The organism is Methanobrevibacter millerae (assembly GCF_900103415.1).
Taxonomy (GTDB): domain Archaea; phylum Methanobacteriota; class Methanobacteria; order Methanobacteriales; family Methanobacteriaceae; genus Methanocatella; species Methanocatella millerae.
In genome coordinates, this window is the sequence record NZ_FMXB01000018.1 from 1 (window position 1) to 14,658 (window position 14,658).

Sequence of the window (14,658 nt, forward strand, 5' to 3'; positions counted from 1 at the left end):
TGGTCCTTCAGAAAACCTGGCAATATCAACAAGCATATTCGCAAACAAACGTATGCATCACTCAAGCATAGGCAGATTCATCAGCAATGTAAAAGGATATGTGCTGGATAAGGAGCTTCGCCGTGTACCTTTAGGTGCAGTAGGGGAATTATATCTAGCAGGCAGTCAATTAACTCCGGGCTATTTAAATCGTGCCAAAGAAAATGATAATGCATTCTTTGACAATCCATTTGATGATAAGAAAGGCTATGAGCGCATTTATAAAACTGGAGATATGGTAAGATTCTTGCCGGATGGCACTTTGGGAATTGTTGGCCGTCGTGACGGCCAAGTTAAAGTAAGAGGAAACCGTGTGGAACTCACAGAAGTTGAATCATCAATAAGAAGCATGGAAAATGTTGAAGATGTCACAGTACAAACAACTATAAATAACGGAAATAATGAATTAGTTGCCTATGTTGTAATAAACAATGATTTGGATGGGGATGAATTGAAGGATTCCATTTGCGATTATGTCAATGCACATAAACCTGAATATATGGTTCCATCATACGTCGTTAAATTAGATGCAATTCCATTAAATGTTAATGGAAAAGTAGATAAACGCGCTTTACCTGAAATTGACAAAACAAGCCTGCAGGTAGAATATGTTGCCCCAAGAAACGAAAATGAAAAAGAGATTGTCGAAGCCTTCAAAAAGGCATTGAATTTGAAAAAAGTCGGAATATATGACGATTTCATTCGTTTGGGTGGAGATTCATTGACTGCAATTAGGCTGCTGTCATATATTGAATCCAATGATATTACCATGGCAGATATCTTCACTTTCCGCACTCCGGAGGCAATTGCAAAAAACATGACTGATTTCTCATTTGATTTAGATATTTATAGTTTGGAAAGTGGTTGTCCATTGAATGCAGCTCAGCTTAATGTATTTGGCGATGTAATCCTTTATAATAAAAAGGATGCTTATCATATACCTGGATATATTGCCATTTCTAAAAAATATTGCCTTGAAGACATACTTAATGCTTTAAATGAACTGTTAAACGCTCATCCTATTTTGAGCATGCACCTAAGCGACATATACGAAGTAAACGATGCAGACGATACTGGCAATTTGGATGCGATTATTGATTTAATAAAGATAGCTAAAAAACTTGGAATCAAAAAAATCATGAATTTGATTAATAAATACGGATTAAAAGACGTGAGCGGCATTTATAATATGATTAAAACTGTCATACGATTGCTTAAAGGAGAATACCCATATCTGGTAAAAGGAGACAAGCCTCCGATTTCAGTAAAATCCAAAGATGATAATGACACTATCATAGAGTTCCTTGCTGAAAGTATGGATATATTTAATAATCTCTCCAAGTTCATGATCGTTGAAACTGAAGAATCATATTACCTGTTTTATCTAATTCACCACATCATTTTTGATGCAACTTCTGCAGGAGTATTCAAACATGATTTCGAAATTCTTCTTGACGGAGGTAGTGTTGATTTCGATGATGCCTTCTTAAAATCATCAGCTTATACACATCAGATAAAAAGTACTGAAAAATTCGATGAGGCAAGTGAATATTATTATCCAATATTAACATCCCTTGATGATGTGGGCACATTATTGGAAGATGATTCATCTGAAGGATATAGCACGTCAACCTGGGATTTAAAATTCGATAAAATGGTATTCAAATCATTTTTAAATAATGCTGGAATTAGTGAAAATGTATTGTTCACAAGTGTATTTGCATATGCCCTCGCTCAATTTGTAGATGGGGATAAAGTATTATTCACAATGATTGAAAATGGACGTGACAGATTCAACGAAAATTTCATAGGCATGACATCCAATGTAATGCCGTTAGTTGCAGACTGTAAAGACAGAAGCATAAATTCGTTTATGAAAGATATGGCCGATGCAGTCTATGGAATTTCAAGGCACAGTTATTATCCAATTGTGTTACTCTATCAAAAATATGATTTTGAGGTTAACATCCTATTCCAATTTGTACCAAATTGGATAGCAGATGACTTTAATAATGTGGAGGGCATTGATGATATTGGCTCTGAAGAAATCATGAATCATATCCTAAATTCCCATGGTGATCAGATAACGGAATTCTTTGTTCAAATTTACCAAAACGGCGAAAATTACAGGTTAATAATCACAAATTCAAATAAATATTCCAATAATCTGATTGAAGATTTCAAAGAAACTTATACATCAATATTATCAAATATTATTAACGCAAACTTACATTCCAATTTAAATACTACTTTAAAATAGTTTCCGTATGGAATTGATGGTTACAATGTGAAAAAATGTTGCAAAAATGATTATAAGAGATATGATGAAACCTGAATAGTCAAATGAAATATTTTGATATATATGGGGACAAATTCACAAAGTAATGGATAATTCTATTACTTTTAGTTATAGTTTGTTCGTATTATATGAAACCAGACTCGAATTTGAGATAGATAATTTCTATATTATTATGCCAACAGCAACATGAAGATGGTCAAAAGGAACCAAAAGTTGCATAATCTTGATTCTCCTTTGTTGATTGGTGATGTTAAAGATAATGATGTTGTAAAAAAGGTTAGAGAACATTGTTTCATTGAAACTCACGAAAAAGTTCTACCACTTATGCATATTTTTCAATCAACTTTATACAAATATTTTGAATTAATATTCATGAAAAGAAAAAGTAGCTATTAATTATATATAATTTAAAAAAGTAAAATATTATTAATTAACATAATGAGGTATTATATGAAAGGAGATGTATATTACGGAAAAGGTATCAGAGAGTTAAAAGACGAATATCCTGATTTGTATGAATTGGTGTCTAGCATTAACGATACGGTATGGGACGGTAAGGTTTTGGATTATAAGACTCAAAAATTAATTGCAATCGGCATTACTGCATCCCGTGCAGACCCAAGAGCTACCAAAAAGCAAATCAGAAGTGCCATTGAAGTATTGGGCATCACTAAAGAAGAGATTGTGGATGTCTTAAGAGTCGTATTGTTGACTTCAGGAATGCCTGCGTTTTCAAAATCCCTTCAGATATTAAACAGCGTTACTGAAGCTATTGAAGAAGAAAGGGAAGATAAGGCTTAAATATGGTTTATTGGCGGATGTTGAAACGACTCCGCATTACTTTTTAATTTTCAATCTTTAAGGTTAGTTTATTGAATTTGGGCACTCGAAATCTCAAGCAGTGTTTTAAAAGCAATGGATTAGCTTTGAATCTATTTTTTTAGAAAAAGGACATCAGTATTTTCCATATGTGGAAGAGTATGAAGCATATCATTCCGAAGTTTAAGATTACTGTCCGAAAAGGCTTTTCCAGATATATTTCCTGTTTGTCATCATTCAGTTCGATTTTATAGTTGTCGATTAACGTATAAACTCCGATTATTATTGCCACAATAAATACAAGCAGGTATGCCGCTACAATCGCTATGTCTGCCATATTGGCCATGGTCGCCGCAGCCATGACATTTTCCATCGCATTTGAAAAGGCTGTGGCTATGACTGATCCGAAGAGGTTTATTATCAGGTGCAGTGTTATAGGGTAGATAATCTTTCCGGTTTTAATGTAAACGTATGCGAAAAATCCTCCAAGCATAAATGCATAGAAAAATTGGCTTAGATTTCCATGATATAATGCAAACAGTAATGCTGATAAAAGTATTGACAGTTTTGCTCCGTATTTTATTGTCCGGTCAATCAGCATCTTTCTAAACATGTATTCTTCAAAGATAGGTGCTATTATGCTTATTATAATCACATTAATGTAGATGCTTGAATTTTCAATTACCTGCTCTACGGGGTTCACTATTCCGTTTCCAAGCTTAAATCCGATTAATGTTGTTATTATGGTGCCTGCAAGGTTTCCAATCCACATTAATGTTATGGTAATGCACACGTATTCGAAATACTTTTTAACTCCAAGAGATTTCTTTTCAAGCCTGTCCGATTCCAGCTTTCCCATCATATAAACGAAAATCGGCAGTACCAGTATGTAATTGGAAAATGAAGATATAATGGTTAAAACATTGTAGTCCTTCAGATAACTAGGATTATAGCCGGATACAATGTGAGCCAGTATCGTTTGAAATATTATGGCTAATATTGCCATTACCAGGTAGCTGATTCCTATCCTTGAGAAAAATCTTTTATCTTCGTTCAAAATCCTCACCGGTAATGTTAATTTCAAATTGAAATAATATAAATTTTGTTATCTGCATGCATTCTTTAATAGCTTTGGGGTATGGCTAAAAATTATTTTGATGCACGTAAATTTAAATTTAGTTTAACCTAAGTATTATCATTTGTTGAGCCTAAAAATTAATTTTAAACGAATAATTTATATATTACTTTTTAATTAATATTATATTGGACAATAAACAATTTTTAGCAAAGTAAAATTTTCGTTTCCTAAAAAACAGAATCTTTAGGTTTGCCTAAAATTTAAATATAATTGTCAACAAAGATACATATGTTATTGGATTTTTTCAAAAGGTTCAATAAATTGATAAAATACGGGAGAAATTTAAAATGTCAAAATACGAATATCTAGATAAAGTACTCGAACATAAGCATGCACTTATTTTTGCTGGCGGAATCGCCACTGCACTCATCGGAAAAAAAGTATTGCAATCCGATATTGTTAAAGATTCATGTACCCAAGGAATGGCAGCAATAATGTCAGCCAGAAAAGACGCTGAAGAATGTTTCCAGGATATGAGGGAAAACGCAGAAGACATTGTTGTCGATGCCAACGCAGAAACCAAAAAAGAAATTTACATTGAAGACGACGACGAATAAGTTTATTTTTCGGGTAGAGCAATGAAATTTCAAGTAATGTATGATAAGGGAACCCGCCTAAGGGTTCGATCAGGCCAATGGGCTTTCACCAAAGAGGAAGGCTATGGTCTTGCTTCATTACTTTTACAGAATGATTTTATCAACGAAGTCTACACGTCCCATAGAAACGGCAGTATCTTGATTTACTATGATGACGTGAAAAACAAGGGAAAAATTTTCGATATCCTAACTTCAATCACTCTGGATGATTTGGTTGAAGGAGAAGCAACGCAGCTCCAGATTTCAAAGGAAATCACGGATGATTTTATTTTGAAACTGGCGAGAATGATTGGCAGAAGATTTTTAGGCAGACTCTTCCTGCCTGTAAGGATTAAACATATTCTGACAATTCTGCGAGCTTCAAAGTATATCTGGAAAGGATTGGACAGTCTGACTGATTTCCGCATCGACGTTGCCTTGCTTGACGGCGTAGCGGTTGCCGGAGCCCTTTACATGAGGGACTTCAAGCCTGCAAGCTCAATGATGTTCTTGTTGTCAATCTCCGATGCATTGGAAGACTACACCGTACAAAAAGCCAAAAGCACTTTAAAAGACAGTTTGGCTTTAAATATAGATACAGTATGGCTTGTAGAAGGAGATGGAACCGAAAGGCCTTATCCGGCCTTGGAAATCCAAAAGGGAGATAAAATCAAAATCCATATGGGAGACGTTATTCCTGTGGACGGTAAAGTAGTGGACGGAGAGGCAATGGTTAATGAAGCCTCAATGACCGGCGAGCCATTGGCTGTCCATAAAAGACCTGGAAAGACTGTCCATGCAGGTACCGTAATAGAGGAAGGAAACATTATCGTTGAAGTATATTCAATCAACAAGGAAACCCGACTGAATAAAATCATTGATTTGATTGAAAACTCAGAGGATTTAAAGGCAGACGCTCAAAGCAGAGCCGAAAAGCTTGCGGATTCAATCGTTCCATACAGTTTCCTTGCAACGGCACTGACTTATCTCTTTACGGGAAACGCCACAAAGGCATTGTCAGTACTGATGGTTGATTTCTCATGTGCAATCAAATTAACGACGCCGTTATCGGTAATATCCGCCATGCGTGAAGCCTCAGACAACAGGATGATGATCAAGGGAGGAAAATTCCTTGAAAATTACGCTATAGCGGACACGATAGTCTTTGATAAGACAGGAACGTTAACGAACGCTTCCCCTAAGGTTGTCCATGTATTCCCTATGACTAAAAGATATAAACGGGAAGAAATCTTAAGGATGGCTGCCTGCATCGAAGAGCACTTTGCGCACAGCATTGCAACAGCCATTGTAAAACAGGCCGAAGAAGAAGGAATCAAGCATGAAGAGGACCACAGTGAAGTCGAATACATCGTAGCCCATGGAATTGCAACTGAATACGACGGAAAGCGTGTTGTAATAGGCAGCAGACACTTCCTCTTTGATGATGAGGGTATTAAAATCAATAAAACCCAGGAAAAGAAAATCAAAAGGGAAGTCAAGGACCATTCCGTTGTTTACATGGCCATTGACGGCAAGCTTGAAGGTCTCATATGCATAGATGATCCTGTGCGTGAAGAGGCGAAATACGTTCTCGAGGAGCTCAGGGCATTGGGCATAGAAAACATCATAATGCTTACGGGAGACAGTGAAAGCGGAGCGAAATCTTCGGCTGAAGCCTTGGGAATCACCGAATACCGCTCACAGGTACTTCCTGAAGACAAATCAAGAATCGTTGAAGAGCTTAAGGCCGAAGGCAAAACGGTCATCATGGTCGGTGACGGAATAAACGATTCGCCTGCCCTTGCAGCAGCGGACGTGTCAGTGTCAATGAAAAACTCATCCGATATCGCACGTGAAGTGGCAGACATTTCACTTTTATCAGATGATTTGTATGACCTTGTAACATTGAGAAAATTAAGCACGGGAATGTTCGACAAAATCAACACAAATTATAAAAGGATTGTGGCTGTCAACGGCACTCTGCTTGTATTGGGCGTCTTGGGTGCGATTTCACCTGCTACATCTTCAATGATACATAACCTGTCCACGATGATATTCGGTGCATTAAGCACCAAATCAGTTCTTGGGGACGATTATTCAAACGAAATCAATGTAGAAGCTATTGAAGTTGCCGATGCGACTTAAAATTCCTTTTCTACATTTTTTATTTTTTTTCAAATAACTCTTATTTTTCTTAAACTTTTAATATTATAAGATTCATATTAATTTATGTATAAAATTTTAGTAATGTGATTTAATGAATAAGAGAAAAATATTACCGTTTATTTTACCGATTGCGATTATTATTTTTTGGTACGTCATAACTAATGGCCTTCATTTGGTAGAGCCGTACGTATTGCCAGGTCCTGTTGACGTATTAAACTCTGCAATTAAGATTATACAATCTGGAAAACTATTGAAAAATACTGTTGACACATTATTCAAGGTATTCTGTGGTTTAATCATAGCATCTGTTGTGGCGATTCCTTTAGGAATACTTTTCGGATGGTATCAGACCTTGGAAGACTTAACATCATTTATCATCAGTATTTTAAGGCCAATCCCTCCTGTCGCATGGATTCCATTTTCCATCCTGTGGTTTGGAATAGGAACCGTTCCGGCAGTATTCATTATCTTCATGGGTTGCGTATTCCCGATTTTGGTCTATACAATGGATGGTGTAAAAAGAACAGATAAAGTTTTAATAGAATCTGCTCAGACATTGGGAGCCAACGACTGGCACATTTTAAGAAGGGTAATATGGCCCTCTGCCATTCCGTATATCGTTTCAGGTCTGAAAGTCGGTGTCGGTATCGCCCTGATGTGTACGATTTCAGCAGAGATGATTGGTTCAAGCAGTGGTTTAGGATATATGATTTTAACGGCTACAAATCTATTTGATACAGGTACGACCGTTGTAGGAATGTTGGTTATTGGTTTAATCGGTTTAGTGCTTGATTACATATTTGGACGTGTACAAAAAAGGATTTTCTGGTAGGTGTTTTGAATGTCAATTGAAATTAAAAATATTAACAAATCCTTTGAGGGAAGAGGAAAGAACTTATCCGTATTGGAGAATATCAATTTAACGATAAATGACGGCGAGCTCGTATGTCTTCTCGGACCTTCCGGCTGCGGCAAGACAACTCTCCTGCGTCTGATTGCAGGTCTTGAAAAACCTACTTCCGGTGAAGTCATAGCCAATGGTGAAGTCGTTGAAAAGCCGTCAGGCGATCGTGCAGTTATTTTCCAGCAATATTCATTGTTCCCTTGGCTTACGGTTCTTCAAAATGTAACTTTCGGTCTTGAAATTTCAGGAGGTTCCAAGGAGGAAAATATCAAGGCAGCCGAAAGATACCTTACAAGTGTCGGTTTAATCGACTTTAAGGATAGCTATCCTCATGAACTTTCAGGGGGTATGAAACAGAGGGTTGCAATTATCAGATCCCTGCTTAATCATTCACCTATCTTGCTTATGGATGAGCCGTTTTCTGCAGTGGATATGCAAAATAGGCACAAGCTTCAGGAACAGCTCATAGGTGTTTGGAAAAGATTTGAAAATACGATTGTTTTTGTAACCCACGACGTTGATGAAGCGGTATATCTTGCTGATAAAATTGTTCTTCTGGATAAGAATCCTGGAAAAATCGATGAAGTGATTGAAGTGGATTTGGAAAGGCCAAGAAAAAGGGATTCTCAGGAATTCCTTGATATTCAGGAATCTATAGTCGGTAAACTTGATATGGAAGAATAGCTTTAAAGCTATTTCCTTTAACTTTTTTTTGAATTTTAAAGAAATTAGATGATATTATGGATGCAAAGCTCTTTTCTCAGGCATTAACGAAATTTCTTTTCGGATTGATAATAATTGCTTTGCTGCTCTTTATTCCTGCAGGGACTTTAAATTATCCTAATGCGTGGCTATTTTTAGCGTTATTGTTTATTCCCATGTTTGTTGCGGGAATTGTAATGTATATAAAATCCCCGGAATTATTGGAAAGAAGGCTGAACGCCAAGGAAGAGGAAAATGAACAGAAAACTGTACTTTTGGCAAGTGCAGTAATGTTTGCATTGGCTTTCATCATCGCTGGGCTGAATTTCAGATTTGGATGGTTTAAGTTATCATCAATTGTTGTTGTAATTGCTTCAGTAATCTTTTTAGTAAGTTATGCAATGTATGCTGAAGTGTTAAGGGAAAATATGTACCTTTCACGCACAGTTGAAGTAAGCGAAAATCAGAATGTGGTTGACAGCGGATTATATGGTGTTGTCCGTCATCCGATGTACACTTCCACGATATTTCTCTTTTTGTCAATGCCTCTGGTATTGGATTCATTCTTTTCATTTATAATCATGCTTATTTATCCGATAATAATCATTTTCAGGATAAAAAATGAGGAAAAGCTATTGGAAAGGGAACTGGATGGCTACAGTGAATATAAGAAAAAGGTAAGGTATAGGATTATACCGTTTATATTTTAATTTCTTGAATGTTTTCTAACTCTCTTTTAATTATTTTTACACATTCTTCAGCTTCATCATCTAGTCTAAAGGGGTCAGTAGCGCAAATGTTGTGGCTTTTCAAAACATCACTAGCATTAATGGTTTTAGCTACATTAATGCCTTTATTTTCTAAAATAGTATTTACACATTTATTTCCACATCCGTTAATGGCAATTATGGGGTATTTTTTAAGCATCGGTGTGTTTTTGTTTTCAATATCTGCAGATGTAGAGCCCATGCAAAGGGATATTGCATTTTCATTTTCTTTTTTAAAATCGCCGACTGCAACACGGCATACCAGTCCGTTGGGACTCATGCCATTGCAGGGGGCTAGAGCATATTTTTTCATGATAATCATTATATTTATTCTTTAATCATTTCTTCAACAATTGATGTTGCGGATTCAACCATTTTAGGACATACTTCCGTAAAAAGATTATTCTCTGCAGCATATTTTATTCCCTCTTCAGTTTTCAAATCACAACCCAATATTTCATTGCAGATATAGGAACCATTTATTGATTCGAATTTTTCCAGGAATTCCACGCAAAGTTCGTCTGATTTGAGTTTGCTTTTCCTATCATTAATTTCACACTGTCCGTATTTCAAACCTAAAACCATTAATGCACCTGTACAAGCTCCACAAACTTCACCTTTTCGCATTCCACTACCAAAGCACCCTCCAATTTTAAGAGCTTGTTTTTCATCAAGTCCCAATTCCTGAGAAAAACTAGCAAAAACTGATTGAGCACAGTTGAATTTTGATTCAAATAATTTCAGTGATTTTTCTATATGATTCATTATTTCTCCTCCTAATAGATTAATCTTTCATTCGGTATAAACATTAGCTATAATTTGGCGATTAACGTTCCGTAATCGCCGTTTTTAATGCCTTCATAGACATAGTCAAAGGATTTAATGCATGACGTCTTAATGTCGTTTCCTTTCTCCAGATAAGCCACGATGGCAGATGACAGATTGCATCCCGTGCCGTGGAGATTATCACTTTCTAGAAGTTCCTGCTTTTCTATTGTGATTTCACCGTCAATTCTCATAGTATTAATGCCGTCCAGGTGTCCTCCGGTTATCAGTGAATTGCACGGTATTTTCTCGGTTGCCATAACTGCATCTTCCTTTGAGCTGATTTTCAAGCCTGTCAGCTTTTCGGCTTCTTCAACGTTAGGTGTGGTCAGAATGGATTTTGGAAGCAAGTATTTATTCAATGCATTGGCTAAATTATCTTTTGTCAAGTCTCCTCCTGATGTTGCAACCATTACTGGATCGACAACGGCCTTTAAATCGTATTCATCTATCTTTTCAGAGATTAATTTGATGATTTGCTTGGAGTAGAGCATTCCCGTCTTGACATATGTAACGTCATAGGCATCCAATACGGCATCAATCTGCTCGCAGACATGCTCTTCATTAACGGGACTTATTGAAAACACTTTGTTAGGATTTTGTGCCGTTAATGCGGTTATTATGCCGCATCCGTAAACGCCAAGGGCCTGAAAGGTTTTGATGTCTGCAAAGACTCCTGCTCCGGCTGAAGGGTCAACGCCCGCAATTGACATTACAACCATGATTTAGCCTCTTGTAACTTCCAGCCGTTCGCTTCCACGAGAAGGCTCAACGGTAACCTTCAGTTCCTTTAGATACTTTCTGGTGTGGGTTTTCTCTCCGTGAATCATAATTTCCCCTAAATCTTCAGCGGTATTGACGTCCAGTGCCATAAAGAAGGAATCGTGAACCTGAGGATTCAACTTTTTCCTTTCGGCAGCGGTAACGTGTTCCTTGTAGCTGAAGCCTTCGAATCTTGTGCGTATTGCCAATGGCTTCATTATAATCATGTTTGTTCCACCGCCCTTTGACGGAACTATGATAAAGTCAAGGCTTTTGGAAGCGTCAATGAGCATCTGAACGTTTGTCTTTCCTATTAACGGCACGTCTGAAGGGACAATAATGATTTTTCTTGCCTTTCCCCTGCAGTATTTCATTGCCTGTGTTAATGCCTTGTTCAGATTGGAGTTTTCCTCTTCCAAAATGGTATCCAGGTTCAGCTTTTCAGCGTAGCTTAATACCTCTTCGTCCCTGCTTATGATGAATATCCTGTCAACATGCTTTTTTAGGGTGTCAGTAACGTCATGAAGCATTGCTTTTAGAAGCTTTTCCCGTTCCTCTTCCGTTAAAAATGGAGATAATCGGGTTTTTGCATTTTTAAATTTGCTGACAGGTATTATTGCGTAAATGTCATCCATTTAAATCACTTAGTATGTTTTGGCAATTAATGCAAGGTATTTGGCATCATCTCCGCTGAGTATGCATTTGGCGCCTTCTTCAGCGTCCTCATGAATTCCCAGTATGTCATAGCCGGTCTTTTCCTCGATTTCTTTTCCGCATTCGTCGTCACCGCACCAGTTGAACGCAACGACGTTTCCGGCTTCAATCAATTCAGCTATTTCGTTAATGTCTTCTGTAAACTTGACATGTTCTTTCTGGAAGTCCCAGGCACTCTTTTTAAGGTTTTCATAGCTTTTATCAAGCAAGTCCTTGACGTTATCAACCAGATTATCATCTAAAGTTAATTCGATTTTTTCTCCTTCGTCACGCCTCATGGCTATTGTGATGTTGTTTTCCAAGTCTCTCGGTCCGATTTCCAGTTTCAACGGTGTTCCTTTTAATTCCCAGTCAAAGAACTTTTTACCCGGTCTTATGTCCCTGTCATCGATGTTGACGCGCAATCCTGCATTTTCCAAATCCTCTTTGATTTCCAGACACTTTGCCATTACTTCCTCTTTTCCTTTTTTAAACAGGATTGGAATTATCGTGACTTGGTTCGGTGAAACTAGCGGTGGAAGCCTTAATCCTTTTTCATCACCATGAATTCCAATTATTGAAGCTACTACGCGGTCGGACAATCCTGCGCAGGTCTGATAAATGTATTTGTGCTCTCCGTCCTTATCTTCAAAGGTAATGTCAAATGTCTTTGCAAAAGTCTGGCCCAGATTGTGTATAGTACCGATTTGAAGGGTTTTTCCGTCAGGCATTATCGTATCAAAGGCCATTGTATAGTCAGCGCCGGGGAAAGTGTCCCATGAAGGCCTTTTGGAAATCATGTATGGAATTCCAAAGCTGTCTAAGAATTCCTTATAGATTTCAATGAAGTCCTGAATCTGTTCGTCGGACTCTCCCTTTGTTGCGTGGGCGGTATGCGCTTCCTTGAACGTTGTTATTTCACGCACACGGATTAATGGTCTGGTGTGCTTTGTTTCGTATCTGAAAGTGTTTACTACCTGATAATACTTAATCGGCAGGTCAATGTGTGATCTTATCCATAAAGCGTACATCGGATATATTGCGGTTTCACTGGTAGGCCTTAAGGCCAGTTTTTCATTCAAATCGTTTTTACCGCCTTTTGTAACCCAGTACACTTCTTCTTCAAATCCTTTAACGTGTTCTCCTTCCTTTGCAAGTTCGCTTTCAGGCACAAGCAAAGGGAAGAGGACTTCCTCATGGTCCTTATCCAGAAGCTCCTTGATTCGCTCAAGCATATATTTTCTTATTTTAAATCCGTATGGCATCCAGATTGCCATTCCCTTGATTGGATATCTTGAATCAGTTATATTCGCTTGTTCTAAAATGTCATGAAACCATTCACTAAAATTTTCCACCATATCACCTAATTTAAATTTTCAATATAAGTTAATATTTGATTTTAATGTTATATAAAATTAAAAAGAAAGATTTTTAATATACACTTTCCATATATAAAAATGTATATTATTTTTTCGGGAGAATTTTCATGAATCATAGGAAAATACAGATGCCTCGTGAAGTTTATATCGGTCCGGATGTCATTCATGAGACAGCGGAAATTTTTGAAAGCCTTCATTTGTCAAAAAAGGCTTTGATAATCACCGGTCATCACACATACGATGCCGGGGCAAAATACGTAATTGAAAACCTTGAAGAAAACGACTATGAAGTCGATTTGAAAATAATCGATGATGCCACATACGAAAACGTTGATGAAGTTGAAGAGCACATTGACTGTGATACCCTCGTCGTCGGAGTAGGTGGAGGAAAGGTAATTGACGTTGCAAAGTACGCCTCATTCAACAAGGACGTTTATTTTGTTTCTATGCCGACTGCGGCTTCACACGACGGTATTGTATCTCCTTTAGCTTCAATTAAAAATCCCAACAGGTCAACTTCCGTTAAGGCAAATGCTCCTATAGCGCTTATCGGTGACAGCAACATCATTGCCGATTCACCGTTCAGGCTTTTGTCTGCAGGATGCGCCGATTTGATATCCAATTTCACTGCCGTTAAGGACTGGCAGCTTGCTCATAGATTGAAATTCGTTGAGTACAGCGAATCAGCGGCTTCACTTTCAATAATGTCTGCCAAGCTGATTACCAACAACATCGAAAACATCAAGCCTGGTCTTGAGGAAAGCGCCCGAATTGTCATGAAGTCACTTTTCAGCAGCGGAACGGCAATCAGCATTGCGGGCTCAAGCAGGCCGGCCAGCGGATCAGAGCATATGTTCTCACACGCTCTTGACAAGATTCTTGATAAGCCTAAGCTTCACGGCGAGCAGTGTGGTGTTGGATCAATACTGATGATGGCCCTTTACGGAGCGGACTGGAAATTCATAAGGGATTGTCTGAAGGCTGTTGGTGCACCAATTAATGCCAAGCAGTTGGGCATCAGCGATGATGACGTGATTGAAGCGCTGGTAATGGCAAATGAAATAAGGCCTGATAGATACACGATTTTAGGAGATAATGGAATTTCTAAAGATGCAGCTTATGAATTGGCTCATAATACAGAGGTGATTTAGATGATTACTTTAATTGGTAAGGATTTGGCTAAAAAAGGTATGGAATTTGTCTATTTCGGTCCGGCTGACGAATGCGACGACTGCAGATTCAAGTCATCATGTGTCGGCAGTCTGGAGGAAAATAGAAAATATGTAATTACTGACGTTAAAGACAATGAGCAGAAATGTCCGATACACTCCGAAAATGCTGTAATTCCAGTTGAAGTTGAAAGAGCCGAAATCGACATATTGACAACTTCTAAAAACATTTTTGAAGGCTCAACATTTACATATAATGCTCCCGGATGTGATGAAAATTGTGAATTCCATGATTTATGTTTCCCGGACGGTTTGATTGAAAATGACAAATGCATCGTTCTTACAAATCACGGCAAGCATAAGGGTGAATGCAAGAAGGGTCTCAGACTCAATAAGCTTACTTTAGGGTTTGTTATTTAGG

At 37.6% G+C, this 14,658-nt stretch carries 15 protein-coding genes; 9 read left to right on the forward strand and 6 right to left on the reverse strand.

Translation table 11 applies throughout. The annotated features are described in order from the left end of the window. Both F3G70_RS09435 and F3G70_RS09445 read left to right on the forward strand, forming a co-directional pair. On the forward strand, window positions 1–2,299 hold a 2,299-nt coding region (locus F3G70_RS09435), incomplete at its 5' end, for a non-ribosomal peptide synthetase (protein ID WP_149732456.1). A 489-nt stretch (window positions 2,300–2,788) separates the two neighbouring features. Beyond that, window positions 2,789–3,139, forward strand: coding sequence for a carboxymuconolactone decarboxylase family protein (locus tag F3G70_RS09445; protein WP_149732458.1), 351 nt, complete (start codon window positions 2,789–2,791; stop codon window positions 3,137–3,139). Window positions 3,140–3,278: 139 nt separating this feature from the next. On the opposite strand, the gene F3G70_RS09450 is transcribed toward F3G70_RS09445, so the two are convergent. Continuing rightward, entirely contained in the window at window positions 3,279–4,214 is a 936-nt protein-coding gene (locus F3G70_RS09450; RefSeq protein WP_149732459.1) for a CPBP family intramembrane glutamic endopeptidase, read from the reverse strand. A 368-nt stretch (window positions 4,215–4,582) separates the two neighbouring features. On the opposite strand from F3G70_RS09450, the gene F3G70_RS09455 reads away from it, so the two are divergent. The 5 genes from F3G70_RS09455 (at window position 4,583) to F3G70_RS09475 (ending at window position 9,352) form a co-directional block, all read left to right on the forward strand. After that, window positions 4,583–4,852 carry a DUF6110 family protein gene (locus F3G70_RS09455; RefSeq protein ID WP_149732460.1) on the forward strand — a complete coding sequence of 90 codons (270 nt, stop codon included), beginning with the start codon at window positions 4,583–4,585 and terminating at the stop codon, window positions 4,850–4,852. Between the two features lie 21 nt (window positions 4,853–4,873). After that, the gene (locus tag F3G70_RS09460) at window positions 4,874–7,015 is read left to right on the forward strand and encodes a heavy metal translocating P-type ATPase (protein WP_149732461.1); all 2,142 of its coding nucleotides are present in this window, start codon (window positions 4,874–4,876) and stop codon (window positions 7,013–7,015) included. A 112-nt stretch (window positions 7,016–7,127) separates the two neighbouring features. Then, a complete protein-coding gene (locus F3G70_RS09465; RefSeq protein WP_149732462.1) occupies window positions 7,128–7,868 on the forward strand; it encodes an ABC transporter permease in 741 nt (246 codons plus the stop codon). A gap of 9 nt (window positions 7,869–7,877) precedes the next feature. Beyond that, entirely contained in the window at window positions 7,878–8,624 is a 747-nt protein-coding gene (locus F3G70_RS09470) for an ABC transporter ATP-binding protein (RefSeq protein WP_149732463.1), read from the forward strand. Between the two features lie 56 nt (window positions 8,625–8,680). Further along, window positions 8,681–9,352, forward strand: a complete 672-nt coding sequence (locus tag F3G70_RS09475; RefSeq protein WP_149732464.1) for a methyltransferase family protein — start codon at window positions 8,681–8,683, stop codon at window positions 9,350–9,352. Here the strand turns inward: F3G70_RS09475 and F3G70_RS09480 are convergent. The 5 genes from F3G70_RS09480 to proS are packed head-to-tail and all read right to left on the reverse strand — an operon-like array spanning window position 9,342 to window position 13,047. Continuing rightward, a complete protein-coding gene (locus F3G70_RS09480; protein WP_223166064.1) occupies window positions 9,342–9,722 on the reverse strand; it encodes a putative zinc-binding protein in 381 nt (126 codons plus the stop codon). The two genes, F3G70_RS09475 and F3G70_RS09480, sit on opposite strands and share 11 nt — an antisense overlap. A gap of 14 nt (window positions 9,723–9,736) precedes the next feature. Next, window positions 9,737–10,174: a C-GCAxxG-C-C family protein gene (locus tag F3G70_RS09485; RefSeq protein ID WP_149732465.1), complete on the reverse strand. Its 438-nt coding sequence runs from the start codon at window positions 10,172–10,174 to the stop codon at window positions 9,737–9,739. Between the two features lie 47 nt (window positions 10,175–10,221). After that, entirely contained in the window at window positions 10,222–10,956 is a 735-nt protein-coding gene (gene thiD, locus F3G70_RS09490) for a bifunctional hydroxymethylpyrimidine kinase/phosphomethylpyrimidine kinase (protein WP_149732466.1), read from the reverse strand. A 3-nt stretch (window positions 10,957–10,959) separates the two neighbouring features. Continuing rightward, window positions 10,960–11,631, reverse strand: a complete 672-nt coding sequence (gene cofC, locus F3G70_RS09495; protein WP_149732467.1) for a 2-phospho-L-lactate guanylyltransferase — start codon at window positions 11,629–11,631, stop codon at window positions 10,960–10,962. Window positions 11,632–11,640: 9 nt separating this feature from the next. After that, window positions 11,641–13,047: a proline--tRNA ligase gene (proS, locus tag F3G70_RS09500; RefSeq protein ID WP_149732468.1), complete on the reverse strand. Its 1,407-nt coding sequence runs from the start codon at window positions 13,045–13,047 to the stop codon at window positions 11,641–11,643. A gap of 128 nt (window positions 13,048–13,175) precedes the next feature. Between proS and F3G70_RS09505 the strand changes: the two genes are divergently transcribed. Then, the gene (locus F3G70_RS09505) at window positions 13,176–14,219 is read left to right on the forward strand and encodes an NAD(P)-dependent glycerol-1-phosphate dehydrogenase (RefSeq protein ID WP_149732469.1); all 1,044 of its coding nucleotides are present in this window, start codon (window positions 13,176–13,178) and stop codon (window positions 14,217–14,219) included. Further along, window positions 14,220–14,657 (forward strand): UPF0179 family protein, encoded by a 438-nt coding sequence (locus F3G70_RS09510; protein ID WP_149732470.1) that lies wholly within the window; start codon window positions 14,220–14,222, stop codon window positions 14,655–14,657. Window position 14,658 lies beyond the last annotated feature (1 nt).

Coding starts and splice junctions, on each gene's coding strand:
- cofC (WP_149732467.1), bottom strand. CDS start 11,631: ATGGATGACATTTACGCAATAATACCTGTCAGCAAATTTAAAAATGCA.
- F3G70_RS09475 (WP_149732464.1), top strand. CDS start 8,681: ATGGATGCAAAGCTCTTTTCTCAGGCATTAACGAAATTTCTTTTCGGA.
- F3G70_RS09485 (WP_149732465.1), bottom strand. CDS start 10,174: ATGAATCATATAGAAAAATCACTGAAATTATTTGAATCAAAATTCAAC.
- F3G70_RS09470 (WP_149732463.1), top strand. CDS start 7,878: ATGTCAATTGAAATTAAAAATATTAACAAATCCTTTGAGGGAAGAGGA.
- F3G70_RS09510 (WP_149732470.1), top strand. CDS start 14,220: ATGATTACTTTAATTGGTAAGGATTTGGCTAAAAAAGGTATGGAATTT.
- F3G70_RS09505 (WP_149732469.1), top strand. CDS start 13,176: ATGAATCATAGGAAAATACAGATGCCTCGTGAAGTTTATATCGGTCCG.
- F3G70_RS09480 (WP_223166064.1), bottom strand. CDS start 9,722: ATGAAAAAATATGCTCTAGCCCCCTGCAATGGCATGAGTCCCAACGGA.
- F3G70_RS09445 (WP_149732458.1), top strand. CDS start 2,789: ATGAAAGGAGATGTATATTACGGAAAAGGTATCAGAGAGTTAAAAGAC.
- F3G70_RS09455 (WP_149732460.1), top strand. CDS start 4,583: ATGTCAAAATACGAATATCTAGATAAAGTACTCGAACATAAGCATGCA.
- thiD (WP_149732466.1), bottom strand. CDS start 10,956: ATGGTTGTAATGTCAATTGCGGGCGTTGACCCTTCAGCCGGAGCAGGA.
- F3G70_RS09460 (WP_149732461.1), top strand. CDS start 4,874: ATGAAATTTCAAGTAATGTATGATAAGGGAACCCGCCTAAGGGTTCGA.
- F3G70_RS09465 (WP_149732462.1), top strand. CDS start 7,128: ATGAATAAGAGAAAAATATTACCGTTTATTTTACCGATTGCGATTATT.
- proS (WP_149732468.1), bottom strand. CDS start 13,047: ATGGTGGAAAATTTTAGTGAATGGTTTCATGACATTTTAGAACAAGCG.